The sequence below is a fragment of the Bradyrhizobium sp. S69 genome, from assembly GCF_009766005.1.
Classification (GTDB): domain Bacteria; phylum Pseudomonadota; class Alphaproteobacteria; order Rhizobiales; family Xanthobacteraceae; genus Bradyrhizobium.
On record NZ_LMUK01000023.1, the window covers coordinates 40,632 to 54,311 of the forward strand.

Consider the following 13,680-nt stretch of genomic DNA (forward strand, 5'->3'; position numbering starts at 1 on the left):
TCAGCGGAACGTCTTTGCTTGTCGGCTGCTGCCGGCTCGGGGGCATTCCGCACTTCACGGTTGCAAAACCCGCAGCGCTCGGCATGCTGCGCGACCATGGTCGGCAAAACCAGCGAACCGCAAATTCCGTCCGAACCCGCCGAGGCGCCGCATTATCACGGCCACCGCGAGCGGCTGCGGGAGCGGTTTTATGCAGCCGGACCGGACGCGCTGAGCGACTATGAATTGCTGGAGATGGCGTTGTTTGCAGCGCTGCCCCGGCGCGACACCAAGCCGCTGGCGAAAGCGCTGCTTAGGAAGTTCGGCTCATTCGCCGAAGTCGTTCATGCGCCGGTGGCGCGGTTGCGCGAGGTCGAAGGCATCGGGGATGCCTCGATCAACCAGATCAAATTGCTGGCGGCGTCCGCGAGCCGCGTTGCCAAGGGCGAAATCAAGCGCAGCATCGCGCTGTCGTCCTGGAACGACGTGATCGATTATTGCCGGACCGGCATGGCGTTCGCCGACAAGGAGCAATTCCGCGTGCTGTTCCTCGACAAGCGCAACCGGTTGATCGCCGACGAAGTGCAACAGACCGGCACCGTCGATCACACGCCAGTATACCCGCGCGAGGTGATAAAACGGGCGCTGGAATTATCCTCGACGGCGATCATCCTGGTGCACAATCATCCCTCCGGCGACCCGACACCGTCGCAAGCCGACATCACGATGACAAAAGCGATCGTCGCCATCGCCGAGCCGCTCGGCATCTCGGTGCACGACCACATCATCGTCGGCAAAGGCGGGCACGCGAGTTTGAAGGGGATGCGGCTGATCTAGACCAGGAAGCAGGGTTTCGTATCGACGCGGCGTTCGGCCCTCATCCAGCGGCTTGTTTGACCTCGCGTCGCGGATCGTAGGCGAATTCGAGCCGCAGGCCGCTTGGCTCGCGAACGAAGAAGTGGATCTTCGGCCCCTTCCCCGAAAGCTCGGGCGCGCACTCGACGACAACGTCCGGCCATTGCGCGACACGCTGGTACAGCGCGTCGAGCCCGGCGCGATCCGGAACAGCCAAAGCGAGATGGTGCAGGCCGACATTGGCGCGGCGGTCGAACGGGACCGCTTGCTCGGGCGCCTGCACGCGCCACAGCGTCAGGATCGTATGCTTGTCCGACACAAAGACCGCCGGATAGTCCGGACGTTCACCGACGACGGTCCAGCCCAGACATTCGCAAAAGAATTGCCGCGTCTTCTCGAGATGCAGGACGCTGAGGCCAATGTGATCAACGCCCGCGGTGGATGCTGTGGGATGCTCGGTCATGTCAAATATTCTCCTTGGAATTTGGCAGATTGATCCAGCGCAGCGGGAGTGCATGCGCGCGATAGAAAATGCGGTGCGGCTGAAACCGCAACAGGCGCTCCGCGCCGGGGACGCCTGCTGTTTCGCGAGCCTCTAGAATGACCGTCGCGTCTCCGGTCATCTGCAGGAGATCGCCGGTTTCGAAATCGATGAAAACCAGGCCCGCGCGCGGATTCACGATGATATTGCCGAGCGTATTGAAGAAGCGATTGCCCGAGTAGTCGGGAATGGTCAGGCCGCCATCCGCGTCGATCCGGACGAAACCGCGCCCCCCGCCACGATGGGAGACGTCGGGCCGATGCCGCCCGTCATCACCCGTGACATAGGAGGCCACGAACAAGGTGTCCGCCGTCCCGACCATTTCCGCGGCACGGCCTTCGAGCCTCGGAAAGGCGGCGCGATCGGCCGGAGACGGGAGGGCAGGATCGCCGACGAAGCTGAATTCGCGTGGTCGGATATATCGAGGGCAGTTACCAAAGGATTGCTCGACGGCAACGCCAAAACCCTGCGACGTCGTCCGGTGAATCAAACCGTTCAACCGGTTGCGGCGTCGGGTGTGAAGCTCGATTCCGAGGAGTGCAATACCGTGCCCGTCCTCCATGCCTGCATCGGCAGGATCCATGGGATCCCGTGGCAGCGCTACGTCGAGGTGATGGGCGTCCGGCGTACTAAGAAAGCCCGGCCAGCCGGCACGGACCGTTGCCCATGCGTCGCCCGATCGATCGACGCTGCCGAGCACGATAAAAGGGAGCTGCGGATAGAACAGCCGATGTTGTTCGATCAGATGATCCCGGATCGCCCGGCGACCGACCGCGTCCATTTTTCCGGCAACACCGGCATGCAGCTGCAACGCCAGCTCACCCTCATGCCATGGGCTGAGGGTACCCGCATCTGGCGCGGCGTCGCGGCCCGTCGCAACGTCACCAGCGGTCCGCGGCCAACCCGCAGCGGGCCGGATGTCCTTCTGTTCGAGTTGGCTGGTGGCGAGAGGCATGATTCGTCGTCAGGCATGAAGTGAAGCAAGGGTCGCGCTGTCGCGACCGGGAGCCGCAGGTTTATGGCTGCAATGGATTTGAGGGAATACGTCGATTTTGATCACCTGTTTCCCAAAAAATGAGAAAGCGATCCATTGTCGACGGCACACGATCGCGGGAGGCAAGCCCCCTCACGTCGGGGTTTGGGCGACAATGGAGCTCAAGCCACAGAGCCCATCGCGGCAAGCGATTTACGCAAGCGTGGCGCCGCGAAGTCGAGGAACCCGCGCATCTTCAGCGGCATCTGGCCGCGGGAGACATGGACGAGATGGATCGGCGCGGGCTCCGGTTCGTAAGCTTCGAGCACCAAGCCCAGCTTTCCTGCCCGCAGCGCCTCCAAGGCCTGATAGTAGCGCAGGCGCACGAAGCCAAGGCCTCGGATTGCCGCGTCCAGGGCAGCCTCGGTCGTCGTCGCGAGTCGCGGCGCGATCGGTATCTCGATCGTTGCCTGCCTGTCGGGAGAACGGAAGCGCCAGAGCAGATCCGACGTGGGAAAACCGATCGCGATGCAAGGCTTCTGCCTGAGTTCGTCCGGCACCCGAGGCACGCCTTGCTCGAGGAGCTTTGGACTTCCGCAGATGACCAAGCGCATCGACCCGACCCGCGTAGCGATCATGCCGCTGTCAGGCAGCGCCCCAATGCGGACGGCCATGTCGATACCATCGTCCACCAGGTCGGCAATGTGGTCGCCCAAGGCAAGCCGAACGTTGATGGCCGGGTAGAGCGCCAGGAAGTCGGCGATGATGGGCAAGACGTGCAGGCGGCCGAACAGCAATGGCGCGGTGATGACGAGTTCACCCGTCGGCATCGTGAACTCGCCGGCGGCCTCGCGTTGCGCGTCGTTGACCAATTCAAGGATATGGCGGGATGCGGCCGCATAGGTGACGCCCGCATCGGTGAGCGTGAGCTTGCGGGTTGTGCGTGTCAGCAGCTGCGTCCCCAACAGCGCCTCAAGCTCGGCGACTTTCCGGCTGAGCGTGGGTACGGGAATCCGCATCTGCCGAGCGGCGGCTGACAAGCTCCCATTCTCGACAGCCGCAAGAAACATCGACATGGCCTCGAGGCGATCCATCGTCTTGCTCATTTTCTGATAAGATGCCTCTGAATCTTAGCAGATTAACCTGACGGTTGAGAAGGCTGTTGGCAGACGGGTTGCGACGGCCGAGTCGTCCGCCCGCCTTCGATTGATCGACGCATCGCTCCGGGAAAGGCTGCTGTCCCTCATGCCTTTCCGGTGGTTGGCAAAGACCGCTTCGCCTGCGGCCAAACTCCGCCAAACTATCGGCAGGCCATCACCAGGGCTGGCCTTTGCCAAACGACCAGTCCTCTTTGTTGACGAACACCATGTTGATCATGATGTCGTCTGGGCGTACGCCGAGCTTGCTGTTGAGTTCGTCAGCAATCTGCCGGTAGAAGGCAAATTTCAGTTCCTTGGTGTTGCCGACGGTGCTGGTCACCTGGATCAAGATGAAGTCAGGCGACCGATCCATACCGAGGAAGTGACGATCGTAGATGAGGTTCTCGGGCGCGTGCTCATTGACGACAATGAAGCGATCGCCATCCGGAGCCTTGAGGACGTTAACGATCCCCTCGTACACAATGTCGGCGACTTTGGCGCGGTAGTCCGCATGTTTTCCCTTGATCAGATCGATACGTGCAAACGGCATAATATTTTCCTTTGTTTGGTGGGTTTAGAGACGGGTTGTCGCGGTGGTCGAGTTAGGGCCGGTTATCCAGTTCCGGGACGCCGCTGCTGCGATCGGCGTAAGCGGCCAGGAAGGTCGGCCGGCGTTGCCAGCGCTGCCAGAACGCATCGATATGTTCGAAGCGCTCGTCGAGCGGAGTTGCGTTGACCGGAAACTTTGAGAAGGCGATCGCGGTCGCCATGGTGATGTCCGAGAAGGTCGGCTGGTCGCCGCCAAGCAGCCAGTCTCGGCCGTCCGACAGATGCTGGTTGACGAGGGCCGCATGGGCCAACGCCTCTTTGCGGCAATGCTCGCCCCAGGCGTGATTGATCGTGAGTTCGAGCTTCGGCCCCAGCCCCTGATGGAGGACATGAAACGCGGTGACGATCCGGTAGAGGATGTGCACCCAGATGCGGTTATCCCACATGTTGTCGAGACCCTGCTGCTGCGGGGTTTCGCCCTGGATTCGCCGACCGGGGAAAGCCTGGTCGAGATAGCGGACGACGGCGGCGGTTTCGGAAATGTAGGTGCCGTCAGGCAGTTCAAGCGTGGGAGTTTCACCCCATGGGTTCATCTTCAAATGACGCCACTGCCGTTGTTCGCCAACAGGCGTCATGTCGTAGACGCGTTCGTTGAACTGATCGGCGATGCCTTTCTCGTGCAGGAAAATGCGCAGCCGCTGGGGGTTCGGAAAGGCTGAGGGCGAGGTGAAGAGGTTGAGTTTCGTCGTCATGGTCTTGGTTCCCTGTTTGAAGCGGCTTGCAGATGTTTTACCTGACGTCAGGTAGGTAACTCTTGGTCTGAGCTTTAAAGCTTCCCTTTTGCGGTGTCAACACCTATCTGTCGTCAGGTAAGAAGCGGAGGCGATAATGGTTGCGGACACCAATACCAAAGAGCGGATCATGGAGGCGGCGCGGCTCACCGTGCAGGATCTTGGCTATAGCGGACTCAGTTTCCGCGAGTTGGCGAAGGACGTCGGAATCAAGAGTGCCAGCATTCACTATTATTTTCCGAGCAAGGGCGAACTGGGAGCGGCACTGGCCAGTCGCTACACGAAACACTACGCTGAATATTTCGACGGGCTACTTGAGCAAGGGCTCGATGCCCAAACCTGCATGGCGCGCTACACGGATGTCTTCGCAGATACTTTGCGCAATGAAAACCGCATGTGTCTCGCCGGGATATTATCGGCCGAGCGCAACGAACTTCCGGAGGAAGTTAGAACCGAGGTCGTCAAGTGGGGTGATATGAACGAGCGTTGGATCGCACGGGTGTTGGCCATGCGCAATTCCTCGAAACCCAAGGAGATCCCGGGTCGCGCACGTGCTATTTTTGCCGCAGTCTCCGGAGCGCAGTTGATTGCCCATAGCCGCGGCGATGTCTCGGTCTACGAGGAGATCATCGCAGCATATCGAGCAAGCGGTCTAATTCCCTGATCGTGCTTCCGCCAACAAACGCCCGATGATGCCGCAGCGGGGGATCTAATCCGTCGCCAGGTCGTAGTCGTGGCGCAAAGCGCGTTGGACATGGAGCGCCGCGCGTGCCGCCGTGTTGGCGTCGGCGGCGCCAGCGGACAGCACACACATAGACCAGTCACTTCCAACCCGGTTATCCGGGCCGCGATTGATTGCGATCGTGCGAATGTCGGAGCAGCCGGGCTGCCTTTTCATTTCGGCTAACGCCCGCGCCTGCAAATCTCGGATCGAAAGCAGGATCTTTGCCATTCAGGGCGTGGCCTTTATTTCGAAGCCTTTGCCAGCTTGTGCTTCAAGTGGCCGGTTTCGTAATCACGGCGTAGCTGGCTCAACGAAGTTTCGTTCAGTTGAGGAAGAACCTCGCTCAGTGTCCTGGTTTCAGGATGCCCGGCGGCGTAACTCTGTCCGTAAATCTTACGCAACGTCTGGACGGTCGTAGTTCCGTGTTTGTGGCTGATTTCACCGTCGTGGTTGCGGTGACGGTTGTCGAGACCTGCGTTGCTCATGGTGCTCTCCATTGGGCCTACAGCCGGAAAGCATCCTCCTGCCTCGACCAAATAGCAATCTTGCACCGCAACCGGGCATCAAGGCGGGCGCGATCGCGCAAAACCGTTGGGTCCTGGCGACCCGGTTCCCGAAGATCATCTGATGCGGAAGATCGATGCCGCTATCGGCATCTGCACGACCCGCTACAAAACCTTCCAGAACAGCAGGATCATGATGGCATAGGCCGCGACCAGCAAACCGGCGCCCAGCAGGTTCACGAGGGTTCGTCCGGACTTCGCGGGTGTCAGCCACCAGCCGAGCCGGTTGGCGGTCCACGGCACCAGATACGAGGTCAGGATGACGCTGAACGCGTTGCCGATGAACAGGGCGACCGGGAAATCCAGCTTGAATACTCCGGCCAGAATCGGAGTGCCGACCAACAGGCCCCACAGGAATACGACCGGATAAAGCGTCAGCAGCACGATCATGTTCATCTTCCACGCGGCGGGCGCCGGCGCACCCTCCGGCGTGGCGTCGCGAAACCATTGCTCGAATCCGCTTTGCGCCATTCGCGTGTGGAATTCAGCCGTCAGCGGTGCGACCTCGTCGAGCAGCTGAATTCGTTGCGGTGACTCGAGCCACGCCTGCAGATTGGTCTCGCTGTCGAAACGCAGGATCGCGATAAAGTCTTCCTGCACGCCCGGCACTGCCGGTTCGAAGCGATAGCCCTGCAACCCCACCGCCTTCGACTGCGCCGCGGCGACCTTCTGCTCCCATTTCAGGTATTCAGCTTCCATGCCGGGCTTGACCCGCGTGCTCATCACCGCGGAGACCGGCGCGGTGCGCGCCGCACTGGCATCGTCGCGCACGATATGCACGTCGTCGCGTCCCACCAGCATCGGGGTGGCCCCTTCGATGCGGGACTGCCGTTCGGATGAGCCCAGCCACCGCTTGGCGTCTTCCAGGCTGGCGAAGCGCTGCAGGATCACCCAGTCGACCTGCAGCGGCGGGTGCGGCGGCATCAGCCGCTGCTCGATGAAGCCTTCGAAGCTTGCGATCACCGTGCTGGTTTCGCCCTGCCAGCGTGCGAACGCGTCGGCGCTGTCCGGCCGAACGCAGGTTTGCGTGACGATGCTGACGCTGGTCGCGGCATCGCTCATGAAGCGGCAGCGAGTTTGGCGAACAGGCGGTCGGGCGTGAATGGCAGATGGGCAAACCGCACACCTGTGGCATTGGCCAACGCATTCGAGACCGCCGGCGCCACCGGATTGATGCCGCACTCGCCTTGCGACTTCGCGCCAAGAGGCCCGATCAGGTCGATCGTATCGGCAAAGAAGATGTCGGTATGCGGCGTGTCGGCAAAGGTCGGTATGCGGCAGTTGCGCAGCTGCGGATTGACCATGTGCCCTTCGTCGTCATGCACCATGTTCTCGACCAGCGCCCAGCCATAGCCCATCGCAACGGCGCCATCGAGCTGGCCGCGGCATTGCATCGGGTTGATCGGCCGGCCGATATCGGCCGCATGCACGCTGTGCAGCACACGGATTTCGCCGGTCACCCGATGCACGGCAAGCCGCACCCCCTGGACGTTGAAGGCGATGGTGCGCGGCGAGAGATAGGCTCTGCGGGTGACCGAGAAGCGATGGTCGACCTTGGCACCCTCGGCATGGAGGTCACTCAGCAAAATCCGCTGGTTGCCGCAGATGACCGCATCGTTGTCGAGGCGGCATTGGTCGATGGCCACGCCGGTGAAACGACTGGCAAAGCCGATGATATCCTCCGACATGGCTTGCGCGGCCAAATGAACCGCCTTGCCTCCGACCACGACGCCGGTGCTCGCAAAGGTGCCGGTGTCATAGGGGGTGCGATCGGTATCGGCGTTGATGATGTCGATATCGTCGATGCGCGTGCCCAGCATCGATGCCGCGATCTGCTTGTGCGCCGTGGTGATACCGTTGCCCATTTCCGTCGAGCCGCAGGCCAGATGGTAGGTGCCGTCCGGCAGCAGGCGCATCTCGGCGCCCGAGCGATGCTCGGTCGGGGGCCCGCATTCCAGCATCGCCAATGCGACACCCTGGCCCTCCGTCCATTCCGCGCCTTCGGGCTTGGCGACGCCGTTGCCCTTCTTGAGCTCCCGCTCGACGATATCGAGGCATTCGTCGATGCCGTAGCTGCCGAAGCTGGCGTCGCTTGGCTCCTTCCAGATCGATTCGATATTGTCGCCCGGCCGCACCACGTTCTTGCGCCGCATCTCGAACGGGTCGATGCCGAGCAGCCTTGCCAGTTCGTCGATCGCGCATTCCACCGCGAAGGTGGTCTGCGAGGCACCATAGCCGCGAAACCCGCCGCCCGGTGTCATGTTGGTGTAGACGGCGTGGCCAATGCCCTTCTTGTTGGCGCAGCGATAGGCCGCGATCGGGCTCGCCATCGCGGCCGCCAGGGTTTCGCTGCCGTGGCCGCCATAGGCGCCGGTGTTGGAGAACACCTCGACGTCGAGCGCGGTCAGCGTGCCGTCCTTGCGCGCGCCGATCTTCACCCGGGTGGTCATCTGGTGCCGCGTGGTGGCGCCGATGAATTCTTCCTCGCGGCTCCATTCCCACTTCACCGGGCGACCCAGTTTCATGGTGGCGAACAGCACGAGATCTTCCGAAACCAATTCCTGTTTGCCGCCGAAACCGCCGCCGACGCGCTCGGTGAACACGTGCAGGTCGCGTGGCGGAAGCCCCATGATGTAGGCGAGCTTTTTCTGCGCGGCGAACGGCGCCTGCGAGCTGGTGCGGATGTGCCAGCGGTTGTCCTCGCCCTTCCAGGCGATCGATCCATGGGTCTCGAGATGCACATGCTGCACCCGGGTGGTCGAATAGGTCTGCTCGTGCACCACATCGGCTTGCTCGAAGCCCTTGGCGACATCACCGATTTCACCCTGCAGCGTGCAGAAGATGTTGTTGCTGGCGGTCACCAGGTCTTTGTCATGCAGCAGCGGCGCGCCGGGCTGCACCGCCAGGACCGGATCGAACACGGTCGGCAGGATCGCGTATTCCACGCGCAGCGCCCGGCAGCCGGCATCGGCCGCCGCCTCCGTCTCCGCCACCACGGCGGCGACCCGCTGGCCGACGAAGCGCGCGACATTGTCGAGCAGCATGATGTCATCGGGGTCGACCAGATGGTCCTCGTGCAACGCCGAACTGAAAAGACGCTTCGGCACGTCTTCCCAGGTATAGACCGCGACAACCCCGGGCACCGCGAGCGCAGCACTTCGGTCGATCGAGACAATGTGGGCATGGGCATGCGGCGAGCGCAGAACCTTCAGGTGCAGCAGCCCCTCGATCGCCAGATCCATGGTGTAGCGCGCCTTGCCGGTCACGATGGCATCGGTGAACGGATTGGGCAGGCTGGCGCCGAGTGCCTTGCCGGCCTCGTCGGGCTCGATGTTGCAGGTGCCGTGCAGCGCGTCGTTGATCGACCGATAGCCGGTGCACCGACACAAATTGCCCTTCAGCGCGTGCGGCAGATCGGTCTTCTGCGCGTCGGTCAGCGTCACCGCGGTCATGATCATGCCGGCGGTGCAATACCCGCATTGGAAGGCCTGCGCATCGTGAAACGCCTTCTGCATCGGATGCAGTTCGCCGTTGCTGGCCAGCCCCTCGATCGTGGTGATCTCGCGGCCTGCGCCGCGGAACGCCGGCACCAGACAGGAATGGAACGGCTTGCCATCGATATGCACCGTGCAGGCGCCGCAATCGCCGGCGTCGCAGCCCTTCTTGACGCCGAACACATCGAGATCGCGCAAAAAGGTGCGCAAGCACTGGCCGGCGGCCGGCTCGGCGGCGTAGCTGCGGCCATTGACATGAAAATCGGTCACGCGAGCTCCGTGCGGATCTGTTCGGCAAGATATTGCGTGACGTGGCGCTTGTACGGAGCCGATCCATGCACGTCGGCGAAATACGCGTCCGGCGGCAATCGGGCGTCCAGCGCATGGCGCAGTTGTTCGGCCGACGGGCAAGTGGCGAAGCGCAACTGCACCGGCCGCGGCGTCGCCGCCGAGACCGTCAGCAGGAAATCCGCGCCATCATCGCCGACCGTGGCAATGATGAGCGCCGCCGAGCGGCCGAATTTGGTCAGCGACACCTGCCGCATGGCGGTTCGTTTCGACAATGCCGCGGCCGGCAAATGGATCTTGCGCAGCAGTTCGCCCTTTTGCAGCACGTTCTGGTGGTTGCCGGTGACGAAATCGACCACCGACATTTCGCGCGGTTCGCCGTTGCGCGGCCACAGCGTGCAGACGCCTTCAAGTGCCGCGGTCAGCGAGATCATCGCGCCCGCGGGCAGCGACATGCAGACATTGCCGCCGATGGTCGCGGCATTCCAGATCTTGAACGACATCAGGAACGAATCGATGCATTTCCGGAACAGGGGCACCGCGCGCCATCCAGGCGGGCCTTCGAAATCGTGCAGCTCCACGACCCGACATGTCGCGGCGATGTCGAGGCCGGCGTCCGTCGCGGTCAGCGGCGCCCAGCGCAGGCTGTCGAGATCGATCAGCGTGTCGACGGCCACCTGTGGTTCGGAGAACAGCCAGGTCCCGCCGGCCAGCCACGAATAGCCATCACGCCAGCCATCGATGTCGTCAACCGATGCCGGGCGCTTCACTTCAGCGATCGTGGTCAAATTCATGATCGTCCCCGCTCAGGACTTGTAGACTTCGACGGTCTGCATCATGCCCATTTCCTCATGGTTCATCATGTGGCAGTGGACCATGTAGACACCGGTGAAATCGAGGAAGCGTGAGCGGAACACGACCTTGCCGCCGTTGCGCGCCACGATCACGGAATCGCGCCATTCCGGCACCGCCAGCGCCTTGCCGTTGACCGACACCACCTGGAACGGATTGGTGTGGATGTGAAAGACGTGATCGTCGTGTTCATGCGTGTTGACGATCGTCCACTCCTCGACCGCACCGAGCTTGACCCGTTGATCGATGCGGCTGGGATTGAACTTCTTGCCATCGATGAAGAAGCTGAATTCCTGCCAATGGCCCGCAGCATCCGCCTCCGGCGCTGTGGCCGAAAAGGTCACCGTGCGACGGTTGGTGATTTCGGTCTCCTTGATGGTTTGCAGCGGCGGCGGCGGCAATGCGCCCGGCAGCTTCATGTCCATCGGCGCGCCTGACACCACGAGCCTCGCCAATGGGCCGACCGGCGAGGGGTGGCCCTGATCGTAAGGCACCGCGTTCAAGGCATAGGTGCCGGCGGGGCCCGCCTGCACCAATAGATCAGCGCGCTGGCCCGGCGCGATCAGAAGCTGCTTGAGAGGCTGCACGGCCCCAAGTTGAATGCCGTCATAGGCCACCGCGTGCAGGTCATGCTTTTCCAGATCGAGCAGCATGTCATCCTGATAGGCCGCATTGAGGATACGCCAGCGCTGCACCTCGCCTGGACGCATCTCGATCATCGGCCGGCGCTGGCCGTTGATCGCGAGGAAGCGTGTCGCGGTTTCCGGAAACAGCGACTCGAAATCCTCGACCATGCCATTGGCGTCGTAGACCACCTGGGTCAGCACCAGCATCCGCTCGCGCGCGGACGCGATCTGCGGCACATCGGCGAAATCGCCTTCGATGACGACGGCGCCGACCATGCCGCTCGACATCTGGATATCGGCGCTGCCGTGATGGTGGGGGTGATACCAGTAGGTCCCCTTGGTGTGATCCTCCGGCAACTTGATCTCGACGTCGTAGCTACGGCCAGGAGCCATCGAGCGCATGACGTTGTCGGCAATGCCGCTTGGGCTCGCATGCGATCCATGGAAGTGGAAATTGGTGTTGTTGAACTGATGCGGCTGACTGATGTCGGCGGGAAGCCAGTCGCGGTTCGGCGGCAGGTCATTGATCAGCTTGATGCGCAGCGTGTCGCCGGGCTTCATGCGCAAGGTAGGCCCTGGGCTGCCTCCTTCATAGGAACGAACATAGAGCCTGACACCCCCGATCTGCCGGTAGGCGTAACTGACCCGCAGACTGGTGCTCAGCACGCCATTGACGGACCGCCGCACCTCGGGCTCGACCAGCGGCTGATCCATCGCGGGCGCTGGCTTGTCCGGGACCATGCCCATGGTGGGAGACATGTCCATCGATGAGGACATGTCCATCGCGCCGTGCATGGGTTCTTCGGCCCTGACGGCGGAAGCGGTCAGCAAAAACGCGCCGATCCCGATGCTGCCATCCAGCAGCTGGCGCCGTGACAGCTTCTTCATGCGCGCCGCGATGGCGACGACATCGTGTTGTTCTGGTCCTGCTGCATTTAATTACCACGTTGCCGACAATCGATTCGCCTGGAATACACGCCTTTAGTAAATTCGACATGAAAGAAACGCGTCGAAAAATGCTGGCTGTAGAAGTATTTGGCGGCTTCGGCGGCAAGGCTTGCCTTCGGATCACGGCATCGCCGAATCGGCCGCCTGCGCGGCGCGCCGCTGCAACAGCGCGCGTTCGCGGTCATTGCCCGCCAGTTGCGCGGCGGCTTCGAAGGCAGCGCTTGCCTCGGCGTAGCGGCCAAGCTTGTGCAGCAGGTCGCCGCGCACGCTTCCCAACAGGTGATACGCCCTCAGCGCGGGCTCGCCCGCCAGACGCTCCACGATCGCCAATCCCGCGGCCGGGCCCTCGGCCATACCGACCGCCACCGCGCGATTGAGTTCGATGATCGGCGAGTTCGCCAGCTTGGCGAGTTGGGCATAAAGCGCTGATATGCGCGGCCAGTCGGTGTCAGTGGCGGCCGATGCGCTGGTGTGGCAGGCGACGATCGCCGCCTGCAGCGCGTAGAAGCCGCCGGCGCCGCCAAGCTGGCCGGCCTGGGCCAGCGCCAGCATGCCGCGCCGGATCTGCAACTGATCCCAGCGCGCGCGATTCTGCTCCATCAGCAGGATCGGCTCGCCCGCGCTATCGACGCGCGCGGCGGTGCGCGAGGCGTTCAGCTCCATCAACGCGAGCAGCCCATGAGTTTCGGGCTCGTGCGGCGCGATCGAGGTCAGCACGCGGCCCATGCGCAGCGCCTCAAAGCAGAGCTGCGGGCGCAGCCAGTGCTCGCCGCGCGCCGCCGTATAGCCTTCGTTGAAAATCAGATAGACCACCTCCAGCACCGAGCCCAGTCGCTGCGACAGCTCTTCGCCGCGTGGCGTCTCGTAGGCCAGACCGGATTCCGACAGCGTGCGCTTGGCGCGCACGATACGCTGGCCAACCGTCGCCTCCGGCACCAGGAAGGCGCGCGCGATCTCCTCGGTGGTGAGGCCGCAGATCATCCGCAGCGCCAGCGCCGCGCGGGCCTCCGGCGACAGCAGCGGATGACAGGCCGTGAAGATCAGCCGCAGCAGTTCATCGCCGATGTCGTCGTCGAGCGCGGCATCGAGATCGGGCATCGCCTGCTGCTCCTGCTCCAGATCGCGGGCGACCATGTCGTGCTTGTGCGCCAGCATCTTGCCGCGGCGCAAATGATCGAGCGCCCGGCGCTTGGCGGTCGCCATCAGCCACGCGCCGGGCTTGTCGGGAACGCCGGTCGCGGGCCAATGTTCGAGCGCCGCCACCAGCGCTTCCTGGGTCAGGTCTTCCGCCAGCGGGACATCGCGCAGCATCCGCGACAGGCTGGTGATCAGCCGCGGCTGTTCGTTGCGCCAGACGC

Annotated in this window: 14 protein-coding genes; 2 read left to right on the plus strand and 12 right to left on the minus strand. The window is 62.9% G+C overall.

Annotated features, from left to right (window positions below; translation table 11 throughout):
* Positions 1–96: 96 nt before the first annotated feature.
* Complete coding sequence (radC, locus tag GSQ88_RS07445) at positions 97–816, plus strand: RadC family protein (RefSeq protein WP_159006803.1); 720 nt, start codon at positions 97–99, stop codon at positions 814–816.
* A 40-nt stretch (positions 817–856) separates the two neighbouring features.
* Here the strand turns inward: radC and GSQ88_RS07450 are convergent, their stop codons facing one another.
* From GSQ88_RS07450 to GSQ88_RS07470, 5 genes are all read right to left on the minus strand, one after another.
* Complete coding sequence (locus GSQ88_RS07450; RefSeq protein ID WP_159006742.1) at positions 857–1,297, minus strand: VOC family protein; 441 nt, start codon at positions 1,295–1,297, stop codon at positions 857–859.
* Position 1,298: 1 nt separating this feature from the next.
* Entirely contained in the window at positions 1,299–2,330 is a 1,032-nt protein-coding gene (locus GSQ88_RS07455) for a pyridoxamine 5'-phosphate oxidase family protein (protein ID WP_159006743.1), read from the minus strand.
* A 200-nt stretch (positions 2,331–2,530) separates the two neighbouring features.
* Positions 2,531–3,454, minus strand: a complete 924-nt coding sequence (locus tag GSQ88_RS07460; RefSeq protein WP_349628207.1) for a LysR family transcriptional regulator — start codon at positions 3,452–3,454, stop codon at positions 2,531–2,533.
* A gap of 208 nt (positions 3,455–3,662) precedes the next feature.
* Positions 3,663–4,037 carry a tautomerase family protein gene (locus GSQ88_RS07465; protein WP_159006744.1) on the minus strand — a complete coding sequence of 125 codons (375 nt, stop codon included), beginning with the start codon at positions 4,035–4,037 and terminating at the stop codon, positions 3,663–3,665.
* Between the two features lie 52 nt (positions 4,038–4,089).
* A complete protein-coding gene (locus GSQ88_RS07470) occupies positions 4,090–4,788 on the minus strand; it encodes a glutathione S-transferase family protein (RefSeq protein ID WP_159006745.1) in 699 nt (232 codons plus the stop codon).
* A gap of 136 nt (positions 4,789–4,924) precedes the next feature.
* On the opposite strand from GSQ88_RS07470, the gene GSQ88_RS07475 reads away from it, so the two are divergent.
* A complete protein-coding gene (locus GSQ88_RS07475; protein ID WP_159006746.1) occupies positions 4,925–5,491 on the plus strand; it encodes a TetR/AcrR family transcriptional regulator in 567 nt (188 codons plus the stop codon).
* A 45-nt stretch (positions 5,492–5,536) separates the two neighbouring features.
* On the opposite strand, the gene GSQ88_RS07480 is transcribed toward GSQ88_RS07475, so the two are convergent.
* The 7 genes from GSQ88_RS07480 to GSQ88_RS07510 form a co-directional block, all read right to left on the minus strand.
* Positions 5,537–5,779, minus strand: a complete 243-nt coding sequence (locus GSQ88_RS07480; protein WP_159006747.1) for a hypothetical protein — start codon at positions 5,777–5,779, stop codon at positions 5,537–5,539.
* A gap of 14 nt (positions 5,780–5,793) precedes the next feature.
* Entirely contained in the window at positions 5,794–6,036 is a 243-nt protein-coding gene (locus GSQ88_RS07485; protein ID WP_159006748.1) for a hypothetical protein, read from the minus strand.
* 183 nt (positions 6,037–6,219) lie between these two features.
* A complete protein-coding gene (locus GSQ88_RS07490) occupies positions 6,220–7,176 on the minus strand; it encodes a putative antibiotic biosynthesis monooxygenase (protein WP_159006749.1) in 957 nt (318 codons plus the stop codon).
* On the minus strand, positions 7,173–9,878 hold the full coding sequence (locus GSQ88_RS07495; protein ID WP_159006750.1) for a molybdopterin-dependent oxidoreductase: 2,706 nt from the start codon (positions 9,876–9,878) through the stop codon (positions 7,173–7,175). Before GSQ88_RS07495 ends, GSQ88_RS07490 begins: the two co-directional genes overlap by 4 nt.
* Positions 9,875–10,690, minus strand: a complete 816-nt coding sequence (locus GSQ88_RS07500) for an FAD binding domain-containing protein (protein ID WP_159006751.1) — start codon at positions 10,688–10,690, stop codon at positions 9,875–9,877. Before GSQ88_RS07500 ends, GSQ88_RS07495 begins: the two co-directional genes overlap by 4 nt.
* 12 nt (positions 10,691–10,702) lie before the next feature.
* Positions 10,703–12,262, minus strand: coding sequence for a multicopper oxidase family protein (locus tag GSQ88_RS07505; RefSeq protein WP_159006752.1), 1,560 nt, complete (start codon positions 12,260–12,262; stop codon positions 10,703–10,705).
* Between the two features lie 180 nt (positions 12,263–12,442).
* Positions 12,443–13,680, minus strand: a 1,238-nt coding sequence (locus tag GSQ88_RS07510) for an RNA polymerase sigma factor (RefSeq protein WP_159006753.1), incomplete at its 5' end; no start/stop codon positions are given.